The organism is Mycobacterium sp. E1214 (genome assembly GCF_001666755.1).
GTDB lineage: Bacteria > Actinomycetota > Actinomycetes > Mycobacteriales > Mycobacteriaceae > Mycobacterium.
The window spans coordinates 1-17,008 of sequence record NZ_LZJC01000012.1 but is presented as its reverse complement, the minus strand read 5'-3'; the positions used below and the strand labels follow the sequence as shown (position 1 = coordinate 17,008).

Annotated in this window: 17 protein-coding genes and 1 pseudogene; 10 read left to right on the top strand and 8 right to left on the bottom strand. The window is 70.9% G+C overall.

Translation table 11 applies throughout. The features are described 5' to 3' along the window. Nucleotides 1–452 (top strand): OmpA family protein (locus tag A5700_RS24830; RefSeq protein WP_156671009.1); only part of this gene is annotated, 452 nt, incomplete at its 5' end. A gap of 95 nt (nucleotides 453–547) precedes the next feature. Beyond that, nucleotides 548–736: a hypothetical protein gene (locus tag A5700_RS00960; protein WP_156671008.1), complete on the top strand. Its 189-nt coding sequence runs from the start codon at nucleotides 548–550 to the stop codon at nucleotides 734–736. On the opposite strand, the gene A5700_RS00955 is transcribed toward A5700_RS00960, so the two are convergent. The 3 genes from A5700_RS00955 to A5700_RS00945 all read right to left on the bottom strand — a co-directional run bounded on the left by A5700_RS00955 (nucleotide 733) and on the right by A5700_RS00945 (nucleotide 4,329). Continuing rightward, the gene (locus A5700_RS00955) at nucleotides 733–2,070 is read right to left on the bottom strand and encodes a sensor histidine kinase KdpD (protein ID WP_068070155.1); all 1,338 of its coding nucleotides are present in this window, start codon (nucleotides 2,068–2,070) and stop codon (nucleotides 733–735) included. The two genes, A5700_RS00960 and A5700_RS00955, sit on opposite strands and share 4 nt — an antisense overlap. 11 nt (nucleotides 2,071–2,081) lie before the next feature. Beyond that, nucleotides 2,082–2,792 carry a two-component system response regulator PrrA gene (gene prrA / locus A5700_RS00950; protein WP_156671007.1) on the bottom strand — a complete coding sequence of 237 codons (711 nt, stop codon included), beginning with the start codon at nucleotides 2,790–2,792 and terminating at the stop codon, nucleotides 2,082–2,084. A gap of 64 nt (nucleotides 2,793–2,856) precedes the next feature. Beyond that, the gene (locus A5700_RS00945) at nucleotides 2,857–4,329 is read right to left on the bottom strand and encodes a carboxyl transferase domain-containing protein (protein ID WP_068070156.1); all 1,473 of its coding nucleotides are present in this window, start codon (nucleotides 4,327–4,329) and stop codon (nucleotides 2,857–2,859) included. Between the two features lie 27 nt (nucleotides 4,330–4,356). On the opposite strand from A5700_RS00945, the gene A5700_RS00940 reads away from it, so the two are divergent. The 7 genes from A5700_RS00940 to A5700_RS00910 all read left to right on the top strand — a co-directional run bounded on the left by A5700_RS00940 (nucleotide 4,357) and on the right by A5700_RS00910 (nucleotide 11,415). Further along, the gene (locus A5700_RS00940; protein WP_068070157.1) at nucleotides 4,357–5,088 is read left to right on the top strand and encodes an enoyl-CoA hydratase; all 732 of its coding nucleotides are present in this window, start codon (nucleotides 4,357–4,359) and stop codon (nucleotides 5,086–5,088) included. A 5-nt stretch (nucleotides 5,089–5,093) separates the two neighbouring features. Then, entirely contained in the window at nucleotides 5,094–6,209 is a 1,116-nt protein-coding gene (locus A5700_RS00935; protein WP_156671006.1) for an MBL fold metallo-hydrolase, read from the top strand. Between the two features lie 40 nt (nucleotides 6,210–6,249). After that, nucleotides 6,250–7,833, top strand: coding sequence for a serine hydrolase (locus A5700_RS00930; protein ID WP_068070158.1), 1,584 nt, complete (start codon nucleotides 6,250–6,252; stop codon nucleotides 7,831–7,833). After that, nucleotides 7,830–10,199, top strand: coding sequence for an HAD-IC family P-type ATPase (locus tag A5700_RS00925; RefSeq protein ID WP_068070159.1), 2,370 nt, complete (start codon nucleotides 7,830–7,832; stop codon nucleotides 10,197–10,199). Before A5700_RS00930 ends, A5700_RS00925 begins: the two co-directional genes overlap by 4 nt. 65 nt (nucleotides 10,200–10,264) lie before the next feature. Next, the gene (locus A5700_RS00920) at nucleotides 10,265–10,453 is read left to right on the top strand and encodes an antitoxin (RefSeq protein ID WP_068070160.1); all 189 of its coding nucleotides are present in this window, start codon (nucleotides 10,265–10,267) and stop codon (nucleotides 10,451–10,453) included. Between the two features lie 2 nt (nucleotides 10,454–10,455). After that, complete coding sequence (locus A5700_RS00915; RefSeq protein WP_068070161.1) at nucleotides 10,456–10,929, top strand: SRPBCC family protein; 474 nt, start codon at nucleotides 10,456–10,458, stop codon at nucleotides 10,927–10,929. Between the two features lie 57 nt (nucleotides 10,930–10,986). Beyond that, nucleotides 10,987–11,415: a hypothetical protein gene (locus A5700_RS00910; protein WP_068070162.1), complete on the top strand. Its 429-nt coding sequence runs from the start codon at nucleotides 10,987–10,989 to the stop codon at nucleotides 11,413–11,415. A gap of 5 nt (nucleotides 11,416–11,420) precedes the next feature. On the opposite strand, the gene A5700_RS00905 is transcribed toward A5700_RS00910, so the two are convergent. From A5700_RS00905 to A5700_RS00890, 4 genes are all read right to left on the bottom strand, one after another. After that, nucleotides 11,421–11,909: a VOC family protein gene (locus tag A5700_RS00905; RefSeq protein WP_068070163.1), complete on the bottom strand. Its 489-nt coding sequence runs from the start codon at nucleotides 11,907–11,909 to the stop codon at nucleotides 11,421–11,423. Then, nucleotides 11,906–13,423: a carotenoid oxygenase family protein gene (locus tag A5700_RS00900; RefSeq protein ID WP_068070164.1), complete on the bottom strand. Its 1,518-nt coding sequence runs from the start codon at nucleotides 13,421–13,423 to the stop codon at nucleotides 11,906–11,908. Before A5700_RS00900 ends, A5700_RS00905 begins: the two co-directional genes overlap by 4 nt. A gap of 1 nt (nucleotide 13,424) precedes the next feature. Next, nucleotides 13,425–14,651 (bottom strand): acetyl-CoA acetyltransferase, encoded by a 1,227-nt coding sequence (locus A5700_RS00895; RefSeq protein WP_068070165.1) that lies wholly within the window; start codon nucleotides 14,649–14,651, stop codon nucleotides 13,425–13,427. Nucleotides 14,652–14,884: 233 nt separating this feature from the next. Further along, nucleotides 14,885–16,288 (bottom strand): MFS transporter, encoded by a 1,404-nt coding sequence (locus tag A5700_RS00890; protein WP_068204348.1) that lies wholly within the window; start codon nucleotides 16,286–16,288, stop codon nucleotides 14,885–14,887. A 383-nt stretch (nucleotides 16,289–16,671) separates the two neighbouring features. Here A5700_RS00890 and A5700_RS24825 point away from each other — a divergent pair. Beyond that, nucleotides 16,672–16,938, top strand: a pseudogene (locus A5700_RS24825) (hypothetical protein); the annotation flags it as partial. Here the strand turns inward: A5700_RS24825 and A5700_RS27320 are convergent. After that, nucleotides 16,928–17,008: DUF4185 domain-containing protein (locus A5700_RS27320; protein WP_156671010.1), on the bottom strand; the 81-nt coding region annotated here is incomplete at its 5' end. The pseudogene A5700_RS24825 and the gene A5700_RS27320 sit on opposite strands and share 11 nt — an antisense overlap.

The following is a 17,008-nucleotide window of genomic DNA, read 5'->3' as shown; positions in this document are numbered from 1 at the left end:
GCTGCCGCCGCGCATCGTCTCGGACCTGGGCGCCGCCGTGCGGCTGGCCCGTCGCCGCTACTCCTCCTGCACCCCCACCGCCCGCGCCCGCGTGCGCCGGCCTGCAGGCGGCCATCGACGCGGCGACGGGCGGGCCCATCACCTTCGGCAACGACGGCGCCGGGCTGACCCCGGCCGACGACCGGGGTCTCACCCAGGTGGCGACCGAGCTGAGGGCCTGTCCGAGCGCCCACGTGAGCATCACCGGCTACACCGACAACTGGGGCAGCGACCGCGTCAACCTGCCGTTGAGCGGGCAGCGGGCGCAGGCCGTCGCGACTTTCCTTACTGCGCAAGGAGTTTCGGGCGGCCAGTTGACGGTGAAGGGGCTCGGCTCGGCCAACCCCGTCGCCGGCAACGACACCCCCGGCGGCCGCGCCAAGAATCGCCGCGTCGAGATCGTGGTCGGCTGACCGATGGCATTCCTCGTCCAATGGCTGTGGTGTCTGCTGGCCTTCCTCGCCGGGTCAGCGGTGGCCTACCTGATCGGCGCCCGGTGGCGGCGGCGATGACCGTCGACTGGTGGCTCGTCGGCCTGTCCTTCGCGCTGGGGCTGGTGCTGACCTCGGCGCTGTTGTTCGGGCGGCGCGCGGCGTGCGACGACGAGCGGCCCACCACGAAGATCCCGGCCGCGGACGCCCCGACGGTGAAGTTGCCGGGCGGCCGGTCGCGGTGGCGACGGCGCCGCCGCGGCTAACTGGGGCCGGGCAGGCGCAGGGCCAGCCGCACCCCGCCCAGCGGGCTGTCCTCCAACGACGCTGTCCCGCCGTGCAAGTGGGCCTGCTGCGCCACCAGCGCCAGGCCCAGGCCGGACCCCGAGTGCGACGCCGTCGACCCGCGGGAGAACCGCTCGAAGACGACGTCGCGCTCGTCCTCGGGCACGCCCGCGCCGTTGTCGTCCACGGCGATCGACACCCCGGCGCGCGAACTGACCGCCGACAGCTGCACCCGGGTCGCGCCGCCGTGCTTGACGGCGTTGGCGATGGCGTTGTCGACGGCCAGGCGCAGCCCCGCGGGCATGCCGACGATGATGCAGGTCGGCGACGGCGCCAGCGACACGTCGAGGTTGGGATAGATCCGCATCGCGTCGTGGGCGGCCCGGTCGAGCAGTTCGGTGATGTCGACGGGCACGTGGTCGTCCGACGTGGACAACTCGCCCTGGGCCAGGCGTTCGAGCGCGCTCAACGTGGCCTCGATGCGCGACTGGGTGCGGACGACGTCGCCGAGCACTTCCTTGCGCTGGTCGTCGGACATGTCCAAGGTGGAAAGCACCTCGAGGTTGGTGCGCATGGCGGTCAGCGGCGTCCGCAACTCGTGCGAGGACACCGCGGCGAAGTCGCGGGCCGAGGCGAGCGCCTCCCGCGTCCGGTCCTGCTCCTTCCAAATCCGTTGCAGCATGCCGCGCATGGCCTCGGCGATCTCGACGGCCTCGCTGGCGCCGCGGACCGCGACCTGCGGCCGCTCGTCGGCGTCGATCGAACGGGCCTGCTGCGCCAGCTGTTTGAACGGCCGGACCGCGAAAGCCGCGAGCAGCCAAGCGAATACGGCGGCCGCGCCGATAGACAGCGCGCAGATGAGGATCACGCGGCGATGCAGGTTGTTGGTCTGCGCGATGGTGTCGTCATACGTCGCGCCGACCTCCACCCACGTCGGCTGCGGCGTGCGGACCTGCAGGGTCCGCACCCGGTACCGCACCCCGTTGACGTAGGTGTCGGCGTAACCCTCACCCAGCGGAGGCAGCGTGACGTCCGAGTTCGACTTGACCTGCCCGTCGCGGCGCACGGTGATCACGGTGTTCTGATCGTTCGGGGACCGCGGAATTTCGCTCAACCCGCGCGGCAGGAAGGGGATGGCGAAGCCGGCGGCCTCGTCGAGGCGCCGGTCGAGGCGCTCCTTCCACGCGCTGGTGATGCCGAACCAGACGACCGCGCCCGCGATCACGACCACGATCGCGGTGCCGATGGCCGTGGCGACCGCCACCCGTGCGCGCAGCGAGGGCGTGCGGGTCGCGATCCGGGACAACACGGTCATGGCACTCCGGTTTACTGCATGCGCAGCACGAATCCCACTCCGCGCACGGTGTGCAGCAGCCGGGGTCCGCCGTTGGCCTCCAGCTTGCGGCGCAGGTAGCCGATGAAGACGTCGACGACGTTGGTGTCGGCGGCGAAGTCGTAGCCCCACACCAGCTCGAGCAGCTGCGCGCGGGACAGCACGGCGGTCTTGTGCTCGGCCAGCACCGCCACCAGGTCGAACTCCCGCTTGGTCAGGTCGACGTCGACGCCGTTGACGCGGGCCCGCCGGCCGGGGATGTCGACCTCCAGCGGCCCCACCGTGATGGTCTCCGACGACGACGTCGCGGTGGCCCCGCGGCGGCGCAGCAGCGCCTTGACCCGCGCCACCAGCTCCGCCAGCACGAAGGGTTTGACCAGGTAGTCGTCGGCGCCGGCCTCCAGGCCCGCGACCCGGTCGTCGACCGAGCTGCGGGCCGACAGCACGCAGACCGGCACGTCGTTGTCCATGGCGCGCAGCGCCGTGACCACGCTGACGCCGTCCAGGACGGGCATGTTGATGTCGAGCACGATCGCGTCGGGCCGCGTCTCGGTGGCGCTGCGCAGCGCCTCGGCGCCGTCGACCGCCGTCGACACCTCGAATCCGGACAGTCGCAGGCCGCGTTCCAGCGACGCGAGCACGTCGGAGTCGTCGTCGACGACCAAGACCCGCGGTGAGCCGCCTTGAGTGTCCATGCCGTCCATTTTGCAGGATCGCCGCCTGCGGCTGTGGGAGGCGCGAGCCTCGCGCCGCCCGGCGCGCCAGGTGTCAGGGCAGGCCGATGCGCCGGTAGCGCTGCAGCCGGGCCGCCAACCGCTCGGCGGCGGGCTGCTCACGCAGCGCCCGCACCTCCGCGGCGATCGCGCGGGACAGCCGCAGCGAGAACTCGGTCGGCTCGTCGGCGGCGTCGGGACGCTCGGCGACGACGGCGTCGACGATGCCCGACGCCAGCAAATCCGCCGATCGGATGCCTTGGGCCGCAGCGAGTTCCGCGGCGTGCGCCGTGTCTCGGAACACGATCGCGCTGGCGCCCTCGGGGGGCAGCGGGGCCAGCCAGCCGTGCAACGCGGCCAGCACCCGGTCCGCGGGCACCATCGCCAGCGCCGGCCCGCCGCTGCCCTGGCCGAGCAGCACCGACACGGTGGGCGTGTCCAGGGTCACCAGTTCGGCCACGCACTGGGCGATCTGGCCGGCGAGCCCACCCTGCTCCGCCTCGGCCGACAGCGCCGGCCCGGCGGTGTCGATCACCAGGACCAGCGGCAGGCGCAACTCGGCCGCCAGCGCCATCCCGCGGCGGGCCTCGCGCAGCGAGGCGGGCCCGATGACGCCGCCCGTCACCCGCTGCTGCCCCAGCACCACCGCAGGCTGCCCGGCGAACCGCGCCAGCGCGAGCAGCGTCGTCGCGGCCTCGCCGTGCCCGGTGCCCGACAGCAGCACCCGGTCGGTGGTGCCGTGGCGCAACACCAGCGCGACCCCCGGCCGGTCGGGCCGGCGCGACGCGATCACGGAGTCCCACGCGGGGACGTCGGGCGTCGGCTCGGCCGGCGGCGGCGCCGGGAGTGGGCCGGGCGCGTCGGTGATCACCCGCAGCGCGCGGTCCAGCGTGCGGCGCAGCTCGTCCAGGGCGATCACCCCGTCGATCACCCCGTGCCGATGCAGGTTCTCGGCGGTCTGGACGCCCTCGGGGAACGGCTCGCCGTAGAGCAGCTGGTACACGCGCGGACCGAGGAAGCCGATCAGCGCGCCGGGCTCGGCGACGGTGACGTGGCCCAGCGAACCCCACGACGCGAACACCCCGCCGGTGGTCGGGTTGCGCAGGTACACCAGGTAGGGCAGGTGCGCCTGCTTGTGCAGCCGGACGGCCGCCGCGATCTTGACCATCTGCAGGAACGCGACGGTGCCCTCCTGCATGCGGGTGCCGCCGGAGCTGGGGGAGGCCAGCAACGGCAGCCGTTCGGCGGTGGCCCGCTGCACCGCGGCCGTGATCCGCTCGGCCGCCGCCACCCCGATCGACCCGCCGAGGAACCGGAACTCGCAGACCACCACGGCCACCCGGCGGCCGAAGACGCGCCCCTCGCCCGTGAGCACCGACTCGTCCAGGCCCGAGGCGGTTCGGGCGTCGGCCAGTTCTCGGGCGTACTCGTCGCTGATGGGTAGCGGCAGGGGTTCGCTGTCCCAGCGGATGAAGGAATTCTCGTCGAGCACCGCGTCGCGCAGTTGAGCGGCCGTGATACGACTCACGGGTCCAGGCTATATAGGGTGGCTGCCATGATCGGTGTGACCCAGGTCGGCGCGGTTTTGACCATCGAGTTGCAGCGCCCCGAGCGCCGCAACGCCCTGAACTCCCAGCTCGTCGAGGAGCTGCGGGAGGCTTTCCAGAAGGCGGACGACGGCTCGGTCCGGGCGATCGTGCTGACCGGGCAGGGCACCGCGTTCTGCGCCGGTGCGGATCTGAGCGGCGACGCCTTCGCCGCCGACTATCCCGACCGGCTCATCGAGTTGCACAAGCTGATGGACGCCACCCTGATCCCACTGATCGGCGCGGTCAACGGCCCCGCCATCGGGGCCGGGCTGCAGCTGGCGATGCGCTGCGACCTGCGCGTCGTGGCGCCGGACGCGTTCTTCCAATTCCCGACGTCGAAATACGGCCTGGCGCTGGACAACTGGAGCATCCGGCGGTTGACCTCGTTGGTCGGCCACGGCCGGGCCAGCGCGATGCTGTTGACGGCGGAGAAGTTGACCGCCGAGGCGGCGTTGCAGACCGGGCTGGCCAACCGCATCGGGACGCTCGCCGACGCCCAGGAGTGGGCCACCGAGATCTCCGGCCTCGCGCCGCTGGCCATTCAGCACGCGAAGCGGGTGCTCAACGACGACGGGGCGATGGCCGAGCAATGGCCCGAGCACAAGGAACTCTTCGATAAGGCGTGGGGCAGCCAGGACGTCATCGAGGCCCAGGTCGCCCGCATCGAGAAGCGACCGCCGAACTTCCGGGGGGCCTGACGGTCATGGTGCGGGGGGCGCTGCGGGTGGCCGCCGGAACGGCGTCGTTAGCGGCCGGCGGCTGGGTGGTGCGGGCGCTGCACGGCACACCGGCCGCGCTCGGGGCGCATCCCGCCGCCATCAGGGAGACGGCGAAGCGGTCGCCGAACTTCCGGGACGGCGTGTTCGTCAACCTCGAACCCGCCTCGGGCGCCGCGCTGGACCGCGAACAGCTGCGCCTGATCGCCTGGGAGTTCGTGGGCAACCGCGGTGGCAGCCGCCCGGGCGCACGAATTCCGTTGGCGGCGCCCGGCTTTTTCGACGGCGACGCGGGCCGGCTCGCCGTCAGCTGGTTGGGCCACTCGACGGCGCTGGTGGAGATCGACGGCTACCGGGTGCTGACCGACCCCGTGTGGAGCAACCGCTGCTCGCCGTCGGACGTCGTGGGCCCGCACCGGCTGCATCCGCCGCCGATCCAGCTCGAGGGCCTGCCCGCGGTGGACGCGGTGGTCATCAGCCACGACCATTACGACCACCTCGACATCGACACGGTCCTGGCGTTGGCGCACACCCAGCGCGCCCCGTTCTTTGTGCCGCTGGGTGTCGGCGCGCACCTGCGGGCGTGGGGGATCCCCGAGCACCGCGTCGTCGAGCTCGACTGGCAAGAGAGCGCCCAGGTCGACGACCTCACCGTGGTGTGCGTGCCCGCGCGGCATTTCTCGGGGCGCTTTCTGGACCGCGACGCGACGCTGTGGGCGTCGTGGGCCTTCGTGGGGCCCAACCATCGCGCGTACTTCGGCGGCGACACCGGCTACACCGGCAGCTTCGCGCAGATCGGCGCCGACCACGGTCCGTTCGACCTCACCTTGCTGCCGATCGGCGCCTACAACGCTGCGTGGCCGGACATCCACATGAACCCCGAAGAGGCGGTCCGGGCCCACCTGGACCTCACCGGCACCGGCGGGCTGCTGGTGCCGGTGCACTGGGGCACCTTCCGGCTGGCGCCGCACCCGTGGGCCGAGCCGGTCGAGCGGCTGCTGGCCGCGGCGCAGCCGGCGGGCGTGGAGGTGGCGGTGCCGCTGCCGGGTCAGCGCCTCGACCCCGCCGCGCCGCAACCGCCCGACCCCTGGTGGCGGCTCTAGCTTCGCCCAGCGCGCGGCGTGCACGCGTTAGGGTTCGCCCATGATCACGCGCGCGGTTGCGGCCGCCATCATCGCGACGCTGCTCGCCGTGACCGGCTGCGCGTCCGGCCGGCCGGCGTCGAGTCCGCCGGCCACCTCGTCGGCCACGCCGCCCAACGAGGTCTCCGGCGTCGCCATCCCCGCCGGGCGCATCGACGAAGCCGTCGCCAAGGTTGACGGCCTGGTCGGTGACCTGATGAAAACCAGTGGCATCCCCGGCATGGCCGTCGCGATCGTGCACGGCGGTAAAACCGTGTACGCCAAGGGTTTCGGCTATAAGGACGTAAGCAAAGGGCAGGGCCCGGACAACAAGGTGGACGCCGACACCGTCTTCCAGCTGGCCTCGGTGTCCAAGTCGGTGGGCGCCACGGTGGTGGCCCACGAGGTCAGCGACAACGTCGTCGCCTGGGACACGCCCGTGGTGGCCAAGCTGCCGTGGTTCGCGCTGGGCGATCCCTATGTCACCGCACACCTGACGGTCGCCGACCTGTACTCGCACCGGTCCGGGCTGCCCGATCACGCCGGCGACAAGCTCGAGGAGCTCGGCTACGACCGTCGCCAGACGCTGGAGCGGCTCAAGGACCTGCCGCTGTCGCCCTTCCGAATCAGCTACGCCTACACCAACTTCGGGGTCACCGGCGCCGCCGAGGCGGTGGCGGCCGCCGCCGGTAAACCGTGGGAGGACCTCTCGGACGAGGTGCTCTACCGACCGCTGGGAATGACGTCGACGAGTTCGCGGTTCGCCGACTTCGCCGCCCGGCCCAACCACGCGGTCAACCACATCAAGCTCGCCGACAAGTGGGAGCCGCGCTTTCAGCGCGATCCCGACGCCCAATCACCGGCGGGCGGTGTCAGCTCGTCCGTCAACGACATGGCCCGCTGGCTGACGATGTTGCTGGGCAACGGGACCTACGACGGCCGGCGGATAGCCTCGCCCGAGGCGTTGCTGCCGGCCACCACGGCCCAGATCGTCTCGGCGCCCGCGGCGACACCGCACGCCCGCTCGGGGTTCTACGGCTATGGGTTCAACGCGTCGGTCAGCTCGTCGGGCCGCACCCAGTACAGCCACTCCGGCGCCTTCGCGTTGGGGGAGGCGACCAACTTCGTCGTAATGCCTTCGGAAGACCTCGCCATCGTCGCACTGACCAACGCCGCCCCCATCGGCGTCCCCGAGACGCTGACCGCGGAATTCCTCGATCTGGTGCAATACGGGCAGATTCAGGAGGACTGGGCCGCGCTCTACCAGAAGGCGATCGGCTGGATGAACAAGCCGGAGGGGTCGCTGGTGGGCAAGCAGCCCCCGGCGGACGCCGCGCCGGCCAAGCCGCTGGGCGGTTACGCCGGCGTCTACACCAGCGACTACTGGGGACCCGCCGTGGTGACCGAACACGACGGCGCCCTGCAGCTGGCCCTGGGGCCGAAGAACCGCACGTTCACCTTGACCCATTGGGACGGCGACACCTTCACCTTCCCGATCGCCGACGAAAACGGGCCGCCCGGAACGATCTCCAAGGCCGTCTTCGCCGGTCCCACCCTCAACCTGGAGTATTTCGACTCCGACAAGTTGGGGACCTTCACCCGATGACGCCGGGCCTGACCGACGACGAGGTCGCGCGGCGAGTCGCCGACGGCCAGGCCAACGTCGCTCAGCGGCGCGCCACCCGCGGCGTCGCCGACATCGTCCGGGCCAACGTGTTCACCCGCATCAACGCGCTGCTGGGCGTGCTGCTGCTCATCGTGCTGTCGACGGGGTCCGTGATCAACGGACTCTTCGGGCTGCTCATCGTCGCCAACAGCGTGGTCGGCATGGTCCAGGAGATCCGGGCCAAACAGACGCTGGACAAGCTGGCGATCGTCGGGCAGGCAAAACCGTTGGTGCGCCGGCAGTCCGGCACGCGCACGGTGCCACCCACCGACGTGGTGCTCGACGACATCATCGAGCTGGGGCCCGGCGACCAGGTGGTCGTCGACGGGGAGATCGTCGAGGCGGCGGCGCTGGAGGTCGACGAATCGTTGCTGACCGGCGAAGCGGACCCGATCGGCAAGGCCGTCGGCGACGCGGTGCTGTCCGGCAGCTTCGTCGTCGCGGGCGCCGGCGCCTACCGCGCCACCAGAGTCGGCGCGCAGGCCTACGCGACCAAGCTCGTCGACGAAGCCAGCAGGTTCACGCTGGTGAAATCGGAACTGCGCGAAGGGGTTAACCGCATCCTGCAGTTCATCACCTACCTCTTGGTGCCGGCGGGGTTGCTCACGATCTACACGCAGGTGTTCACCACCCACGCGCACTGGCGGCAGGCGGTGCTGCGGACCGTGGGGGCGCTGGTGCCCATGGTGCCCGAAGGCCTGGTGCTGCTGACCTCGGTCGCCTTCGCGATCGGGGTGGTCCGGCTCGGCCAGCGCCGCTGCCTGGTCCAGGAGCTGCCCGCCATCGAAGGGCTCGCGCGCGTCGACGTGGTGTGCACCGACAAGACCGGGACGCTGACCGAGAGCGGCATGCGGGTCGCGCGGGTCGAGGAGCTCGACCCCGGGACACACCGGGTCGCGGACGCGCTGGCCGCGCTCGCCGCCGCCGACCCGCGGCCCAACGCCAGCATCCGCGCGATCGCCGACACCTTCTCCGCGCCCCCGGGCTGGATCCCCACGGCCACAGCGCCGTTCAAGTCCGCCACCAAGTGGAGCGGGGTGTCGTTCGGAGAGCACGGCAACTGGCTCCTCGGGGCACCGGACGTGCTGCTGCGGCCGGGCTCGGCCGCGGCCGGGCGAGCCGAGCGGCTCGGCGCGGCGGGCCTGCGGGTGCTTCTGCTGGGCGTCACCGAGGTCCCCGTCGACCAGCCGGACGCGCCGCGGCGGCTCACCCCGCTCGCGTTGGTCGTGCTCGACCAGAAAGTGCGGCCCGACGCGCGCGCCACGCTGGAGTACTTCGCCGAGCAGGGCGTCGCGGTCAAGGTCCTGTCGGGCGACAACGCCGTCTCGGTCGGGGCCGTCGCCGAGGCGCTCGGGTTGCACGGCCAGGCGATGGACGCCCGAGAACTGCCCGGCGACCCCGCGGCGCTGGCGGACACGCTGGACGCCTACTCGACGTTCGGGCGCGTGCGGCCGGATCAGAAGCGCGCCATCGTGCGTGCACTGCAAGCGCACCGCCACACCGTGGCCATGACCGGCGACGGGGTCAACGACGTGTTGGCCCTCAAGGATGCCGACATCGGTGTCGCGATGGGGGCCGGCAGCCCCGCCGCCCGTGCCGTCGCACAGATCGTGTTGCTGGACAACAGGTTCGCCACGTTGCCCCACGTCGTGGGCGAGGGCCGGCGGGTGATCGGCAACATCGAGCGGGTCGCCAACCTGTTCCTCACCAAGACGGTGTATTCGGTCCTGCTGGCGTTGCTCGTCGGGCTGCAATGCCTGTCGTCGACGGCGTTGCACGCCGACCCGTTGCTGTACCCGTTCCAACCGATCCACGCCACCATCGCGGCGTGGTTCACCATCGGCATCCCCTCGTTCATCCTGTCGTTGGCGCCCAACAACGAGCGCGCCCATCCGGGGTTTGTGCGGCGGGTGCTGTCCTCCGCGGTGCCGGCGGGCCTCATCGTCGGGGCGGCGACCTTCGCCTCGTACCTGGTGGCCTATCGCGGCCGCCACGCCTCGTTCGCCGAGCAGGACCAGGCCTCGACCGCGGCGCTGATCACACTGTTGGTCACCGCGCTGTGGGTACTCGCGGTGGTGGCGCGCCCGTACCAGTGGTGGCGGGTGGCGTTGATCGCCGCGTCCGGCCTGGCTTACGTGGTGATCTTCAGCATCCCGCTGGCCCGCAAAGAGTTCCTGCTCGACCCGTCCAACATCGTGGTGACGTCGACCGCGCTGGGCATCGGCGTGTTGGGCGCCGCCGCCATCGAGGCGTCCTGGTGGATCCGGGCCAGGGTGCTCGGCGTCCCGCCACGGCTGTGGCGCTGAGGGGCCCGAACACCGGACGGTAGGTTCGCACCGGGAAAGTACGATGCCGGGGAAAGGGAGGGCGCATGGGTTTCCTGGACAAGGCGAAGGACCTGTTGTCACAGAACGCCGACAAGGTCGAGGCGGCGATCGACAAGGCCGGCGAGTTCGTCGACGGCAAGACGCAGGGCAAGTACACCGACACCATCCACCAGGTGCAGGAGCAGGCCAAGAAGGCGGCCGGCGCCACCGACACCGGCGACCAGCACGACTGATCATGGCGAAACTCTCCGGCTCCATCGACGTCCCGCTGCCCCCCGAGGTCGCGTGGGAGTGCGCGTCCGACCTGTCGCGGTTCAAGGACTGGCTGACCATCCACCGGGTGTGGCGCAGCACCCTGCCCGACACCATCGACAAGGGCACGGTCGTCGAGTCGATCGTCGAGGTCAAGGGCATGTACAACCGCATCAAATGGACGGTGGTGCGGTACAAGCCGCCGGAGGGCATGACGCTCAACGGCGACGGCGTCGGCGGCGTCAAGGTCAAGTTGCTGGCCAAGATCGCGCCCAAGGACGACGGTTCGGTCGTCAGCTTCGACGTGCATCTGGGGGGCCCGGCATTGTTCGGCCCGATCGGCATGATCGTCGCCGCGGCGCTGCGCGGCGACATCGACCAATCGCTGCAGAATTTCGTCGACGTCTTTGCCAAGCCCGACCCGCGCCGCAACGGTGACGGCGGCCTGCACCGCTGACGCCGGGCCGGTTTCACCTCCCGCCGGGGCGGCCAGGCTTCGGATAACCTCGCTAGCATGACTCGCCGGCTGCGTCCTGGTTGGCTGGTGGCGCTCTTCGCCCTGGTGACCTCGGCCAGCGCGTGGCTGCCGTGGCTGACCGTCAGGGGCGGGGGCTGGGCCAACGCCATCGGCGGCGCGCACGGGAACCTGGTATTGCCGCCCGGGTTCGGCGCGGGTCAGCTGATCGTGCTGCTGTCCTCGGCGCTGCTGGTCGCCGGCGCGATGGTCGGCAGGGGCCTGTCGGTCAGGCTCGCTTCGGTTGCCGCGCTGGCGATTTCGCTACTCATCGTCGCGCTGACGGTCTGGTACTACCAGATCAACGTCAACCCGCCGGTGTCGGCTCAGTACGGCCTGTACGTCGGCGGGACCGCCGCCGGCGCTGCGACGCTCTGCTCGCTGGCGGCCGTCGTCGCGACCCTGGCCGCGGGCCGCCGCGGTCGCTGAGGCCGTCAGTTCGCCGGGAACTCGTGCGTGCCCGACGACTCGCTGCCCGCAGGCTCGTTGACGCCGAACACGAAGGGCGCGAACACAACCTCGCGGCCATCGGGGTCCCGGAAGGTGATCGCTCCCATCGCTTCCCAGTACGGATGCTGGGGCACGGGCGCTACGCCCGCGGCCCGCAGTCGCCCGATCGCCGCCTGCTGCGCCTCGGCGTCCGGGAAGTACAGGCACAGCTGCTCGTGCGGGTCCACCGCGACGGCCTCGGTCGCCTCGACGATCTCCAGGGTCAGGTTCCAGCTGGGCAGCCCGAAGATCGCACCGTTGCTGCCGTAGCTCTCCCCGAACGTCTCGAACAGCGGCAACCCCACCAGTTCGCGGTAGAACCGCACCGTCTCAACGTAGTTCGCCGATCGGCGCGCGAAGCGTAGCGCTCCGATGGACGCCAACTGCGCCGGCCAGTGCGTCGTGCGGTGCCGGCGCTGGTCGTCGGCGTTCATGCCAGCCCGACCGCGCCCGCGGCCGTGTCCGCGGTGTGCCAGCGCCGCAGCTGGTCACCGGGCGCCCACGTCGCGTGCGTGCCGCTGGACACCCGCTCCGGTAGTTCCAGCTTGCACACCGGGCCGGCCGCGACGTCCGCGGCGTCGAAGATCAGGCAGTGCGAGGCATCCTCGGCCATGTCGGTGGTCAACGTCACCAGATAGCCGTCGTCCTCGGCGGTGGCGCCCACCCGCGGCGCCATCGCGGTCTCGCTGCCGTACACGCCGTCACCGAACGAGTACCGCTGTTCGGAGCCGGTGAGCAGGTCGTGCTTGACCAGCCCGTCGAACAGGAACCAGCCGGGCTTGCCGGTGGCGGCATAGGCGTACCGGTAGCCGCTCGCGGCGTGGCCGGGGTTGATGGTTCCGAACTCGGTGATCGACTCCGACAGGCGTTGTTCGCGTACCGCGCCGGTGCTCAGGTCGAGCCGCCACCGATGCAGCCGGGACTGCAAACGGTCCAGGGCGAGGAAGCGAAACAGCTTGTCCCACTTGGTTCCCCCGGTGTCGAGGGGCGACGGGTCGCTCTCGAAGAACCCGTCGAGCACGATGTCATCGCCCTCCTCGTAGGCGTTGACGAAGTGCAGGACGAAGGTGGGGTCTGCCTCGAACCAGCGGATGTCCGCCGTGCCGCCGCGGCGGGGGAGCACCGCGAAGCGCGACGGCAGCTCGGGGTAGAAGCGGGGGAGGTGCACGTAGTGTTCGAGCAGGGCGGGATCCCAGAACAGCGGGAAATCGTTGAGGATTACGTAGTTTTCGGTGAAGGCCATGTCGTGTGGCAGGCGCGGTCCGGGCAGCGGCACGTCCACGTAGTGCACCAACTCGTTGCGCTCGTCCACGACGCCGTAATGCATATAGGGGTCCTGCTTGCTGTAGTTGAAGAACAGCAGCTCACCGGATTTCGGGTCGACCTTGGGGTGTGCGGACACCCCCCACTCGAACGGGAAGCCCCCGTTCCAGGTTTCCTTGCCCTGCGTCTCGGCGGTGTACGGGTCGACCCGGTACAGATCGCCGCATTGATAGAAACTGGTCAGCGCGGCACCGCGGTGCACGATGACGTCGGTGCTCGACGCGTCCTTCATCCGGCGCCGCGCCCCCCAACCGCCCTCGCGCCTGGCCAGTTGCACCGGCTCGGCGAGGCCGGGCCATAACGCGCCGCCCGCTTCGTTTTCCGCGAGGAAACCGTCGGTGCGTACAAAGCGGTTGCGGTAGAACGCCTTTCCGTCACGGAACCCGACCACGTGCAGCATGGCGTCGCCGTCGAAGGGGTGGTAGGTCTTCAGCGCCGGGTGCAGCGGGTTCTCGGTGTTGCGCAGATAGATGCCGTCGAGGTCACGGGGAATCTCCCCGGCAACGGCCCGCAGGTCGTCGGCGTCCCACTCCGTGGTCTGGGGCCGCCACGGCCCGGTGCGGTAGGGGTGGTCGTCGTCCTCGGGCAGGGTGGACAAAAACTTGCCGACGATCTCAACGTCCATGTCACGTACCTCGTGCTGTGCTGACGACGAAACTGACGGTGGTGGCGGTACTCCCACCGAAATTGAGGGTCCCGAAGGTTTGGGCGCCCTCGACCTGGTACTCGCCGGCGCCGCCGCTGACCTGCTTGGCGGCGTCCAGCAGCATGCGCACGCCGGACGCCCCGACCGGATGGCCCCCGCCGATCAGCCCACCGCTGGGGTTGACGGGCAGCCGCCCCCCGATCTCGATGTCCCCGTTCTCGATCGCTTTCCATGACTCGCCGGGGCCGGTCAGCCCGAGGTGATCGATGGCCAGGTACTCGCTGGGGGTGAAGCAGTCGTGCACCTCGAAACCGTCCAGCTGGTCCAGGCTGCGCTGTGCGCGGCGCAGCGCGTCGTGCGCCGCCGCCCGCACGTGTGGCAGCACGTAGGGGTCGTCCGCCGCCCGCCGCAGCTTCTGGCCCAGACCCAGCCCGACCGTGCGATGCCCCCAACCGTCGATGCGGCCGATCGGGCGGGCCCGCGGGTGCGCCCGCAGGTAGGCGTCGGTCACCAGCACCACTCCCGCGCCGCCGTCGGTCATCTGGCTGCAGTCGAACCGTCGCAGCCGCCCCTCGGTGGCCGGGTTGGTGGCGTCGTCGGCGGTGATGGGGTCGGGGACCGTCCACGCGCGCGTCTGCGCGTTGGGGTTGCGCCGGGCGTTGGCAAAGTTGATCTGCGCGATGGCCCGCAGGTGCGCGTCGTCGAGGCCGTAGCGGCGGTCGTACTCGTCGGCCACTTGCGCAAACATCGACGGCCACAGGTACCGGGCGTCGGCGCCCTCGTGGCCGGTCCACGCGGCGGCGCCCAGATGGCGGGCCGCGGTGTCTCCGGGGACCGTCTTCTCGAGCTCGACGCCTACGACCAACGCGACGTCGTAGGACCCGGACCGCAGGTCGGCGATCGCTGCCAGGGCCGCGACGCTGCCCGACGCGCACGCCGCCTCGTGGCGGGTGGCCGGCGTGTCCCAGAGGCCGTCACACACGGTGGCGGGCATGGCTCCGAGGTGACCCTGCGCGGCGAACATCTCGCCGAAGGCGTTGGCGACGTGAACGACCTCGATGGCGGCGGCGTCGAGGTGCGCCGCCGCGAGCGTGCGATCGACGACCTCCGCGGTCAGCGCCGCGAAATCGCGCCCCTCCCGGTGAAAGTTGCGGGCGAAATCGGTCTGGTACCCGCCGAGAATCCACACGCCCGCCGACGCAGCCATACGCCGACGGTACTCCTGGTCGCGCCCGCCGATGCGCGCAATCCGGAGCGGGGGCGCCCGGCTGACGCCGACCGAAAAGTCCCCAAAATTAGGGCGGCCCCGTCGGCTCTCGGGCTGAACCGACGGGACCTAGACGGGCGCGAAGGCCGGCCGACGCGCTCGCCTCTGTTGGATCATTACCACCGGAGGGGGGTCACAAACATGCCGTCGCAAGGTCGTGACGCGCTCGGCGCCTAAGCGGTGCCTTCCACGAGCTCCGACGGGCCGGGCCCACCCTCCCGCGCTGCGGCGTCGTCCCGGTGGTGGGCATCGGCGAGGTCGACGGCCGCCAGGTCGGTGCCTTTGGTCTCGGTCGCGGCGAGGGCCGCGACCGCGCTGACCGCCGCGGTGCCGGCCAGGTACCAGGCGATGGGCACCGCGGATCTGTAGGTCGCCAGTAACCGCACCGCGATGATGGGTGCCAGGGAACCGGCCACGATCGAGGTGACCTGGTAGCCCAGCGACACCCCGGAATACCGCATTCGGGTGGGGAACATCTCGGCCATGGCGGCCGGCTGCACCGCGTACATGAGCCCGTGGAACACCAAGCCGATGACGATCGCCGACATGATGATCGCGTTGTCCCGGCTGTTCATCATCGGGAACGCGAAGAAGCCCCAACTGCCGGCCGCGATCGCGCCCACGAGGTAGACCGGACGCCTGCCGACCCGGTCGCTGAGATGACCGGCCAGAGGGATCACCGCGAAATGCACGGCGTGCGCGGCGAGCAGCCACCAAAGGATGACCGTCGTGTTGGCGTGCACCTGGACCTTGAGGTAGGTGATGGAGAAGGTGACGACCAGGTAGTACATGGTGTTCTCGCCCAGCCGCAGGCCCATGGCGGTGAGAACGCCGCGCGGGTAACGCCGTAGCACCTCGACGAGGCCGTAGCGGGCCGTCTGGGACGCCTGCTCCCGCGCCGCGAGGAAGATGGGCGCGTCGGTCACCTTGGTGCGGATGTAGTAGCCGATGAGCACGACGACCGCCGATAACCAGAAGGCGACGCGCCAGCCCCAGCTCAGGAAGCTGGCATCCGGCAGGGCCGAAGTGAGCACCAGCAGCACCGCCGTGGCCAGCATGTTTCCGCCGGGCACGCCGGCCTGCGGCCAACTGGCCCAAAACCCGCGACTGCGGTTCGGGCTGTGCTCGGCGACCAGCAGGATGGCCCCGCCCCACTCGCCGCCCACGGCGAAGCCCTGCACGAACCGCAGCACCACCAACAGCGTCGGCGCCCAATACCCGATCTGGCCGAACGTCGGCAGGCAGCCCATCAGGAAGGTGGTGGTGCCCACCAGCAGCAGGCTCAGTTGCAGCAGTTTCTTGCGGCCGTAGCGGTCGCCGAGCTGGCCGAAGACGATCCCGCCGAGTGGGCGGGCCGCGAAGCCGACGGCGTAGGTGACGAACGCCGCCAGGATGGCGTCGAGCTCGTTGCCGCCCGGAGGGAAGAACACCTTCCCGAAGACCAGCGTGGCGGCGGTGCCGTAGAGGAAGAACTCGTACCATTCGACGACCGTGCCGGCCATCGAGGCGGCGACGACCCGGCGAAGATACGCGCGGCCGCGGAATCCCTTGTCATCCAGATGGTTGCGCGCAGTCATCGAACGCCCTCCTTGGCGGGATCTCGGTGCGCTGCCGGAAGGGACAGTACCCGTACGGGCCGCGTCCCGCAGCGCGGCCCGCGGAGCCGGACGCAACCGCCGCCGACCCGCGTTCGCCCGCGGGCCCCGGTGCTCGGCGACGGGCAATCGCGCAGGTGGCCACGGTGCGCGCCCGGTCGGTGAGCACCGGGAAGGGTGGGCGCGAGCACGTCTCAGCAAACCGCGTAGACGCCCGGCGCGGGGTGCCCGCTGCCGCGTTGCGACACCATCACGGATGGATACCTTTTGATTCACCACCGGTCACATAAGCCTCTTAAATCACTATCGTCACATGAGCGAACTGCAGACCCCCACGGGGTGTCCTGTCACTCGAAAGGTGTTTCATGTCGGCGATTCTTCGAAGCGTGTCGCTCACGATGGCGTCGGCGGCCGCTGTCGGATTCGTCCTCGTCGTGGGGCCCGCGCCGACCGCCAACGCCACCCCCTGCGGCGCCCCGGAGGCGAACATCGATCCCCCCGCCGCCCCGCCGGCGATGCCCGCTCCGCAGCCGGTCGTCCAGCCGCCAACCGGGCGCAGGCCCTCCCACGCCAACGACTCCGCCCCGCTGCCCAGGCTCGGCCCGCTGATCTCGTCGCTGCTCAAGCCGACCACAGGGACAGGTTGAAATACAGGTCGCGACCCGACGACCACGGGTGGATCATCGGCGCGTAGATGCCGCC

Coding starts and splice junctions, on each gene's coding strand:
- A5700_RS00960 (WP_156671008.1), top strand. CDS start 548: ATGACCGTCGACTGGTGGCTCGTCGGCCTGTCCTTCGCGCTGGGGCTG.
- A5700_RS00955 (WP_068070155.1), bottom strand. CDS start 2,070: ATGACCGTGTTGTCCCGGATCGCGACCCGCACGCCCTCGCTGCGCGCA.
- prrA (WP_156671007.1), bottom strand. CDS start 2,792: ATGGACGGCATGGACACTCAAGGCGGCTCACCGCGGGTCTTGGTCGTC.
- A5700_RS00940 (WP_068070157.1), top strand. CDS start 4,357: ATGATCGGTGTGACCCAGGTCGGCGCGGTTTTGACCATCGAGTTGCAG.
- A5700_RS00935 (WP_156671006.1), top strand. CDS start 5,094: ATGGTGCGGGGGGCGCTGCGGGTGGCCGCCGGAACGGCGTCGTTAGCG.
- A5700_RS00930 (WP_068070158.1), top strand. CDS start 6,250: ATGATCACGCGCGCGGTTGCGGCCGCCATCATCGCGACGCTGCTCGCC.
- A5700_RS00925 (WP_068070159.1), top strand. CDS start 7,830: ATGACGCCGGGCCTGACCGACGACGAGGTCGCGCGGCGAGTCGCCGAC.
- A5700_RS00920 (WP_068070160.1), top strand. CDS start 10,265: ATGGGTTTCCTGGACAAGGCGAAGGACCTGTTGTCACAGAACGCCGAC.
- A5700_RS00915 (WP_068070161.1), top strand. CDS start 10,456: ATGGCGAAACTCTCCGGCTCCATCGACGTCCCGCTGCCCCCCGAGGTC.
- A5700_RS00910 (WP_068070162.1), top strand. CDS start 10,987: ATGACTCGCCGGCTGCGTCCTGGTTGGCTGGTGGCGCTCTTCGCCCTG.
- A5700_RS00905 (WP_068070163.1), bottom strand. CDS start 11,909: ATGAACGCCGACGACCAGCGCCGGCACCGCACGACGCACTGGCCGGCG.
- A5700_RS00900 (WP_068070164.1), bottom strand. CDS start 13,423: ATGGACGTTGAGATCGTCGGCAAGTTTTTGTCCACCCTGCCCGAGGAC.
- A5700_RS00895 (WP_068070165.1), bottom strand. CDS start 14,651: ATGGCTGCGTCGGCGGGCGTGTGGATTCTCGGCGGGTACCAGACCGAT.
- A5700_RS00890 (WP_068204348.1), bottom strand. CDS start 16,288: ATGACTGCGCGCAACCATCTGGATGACAAGGGATTCCGCGGCCGCGCG.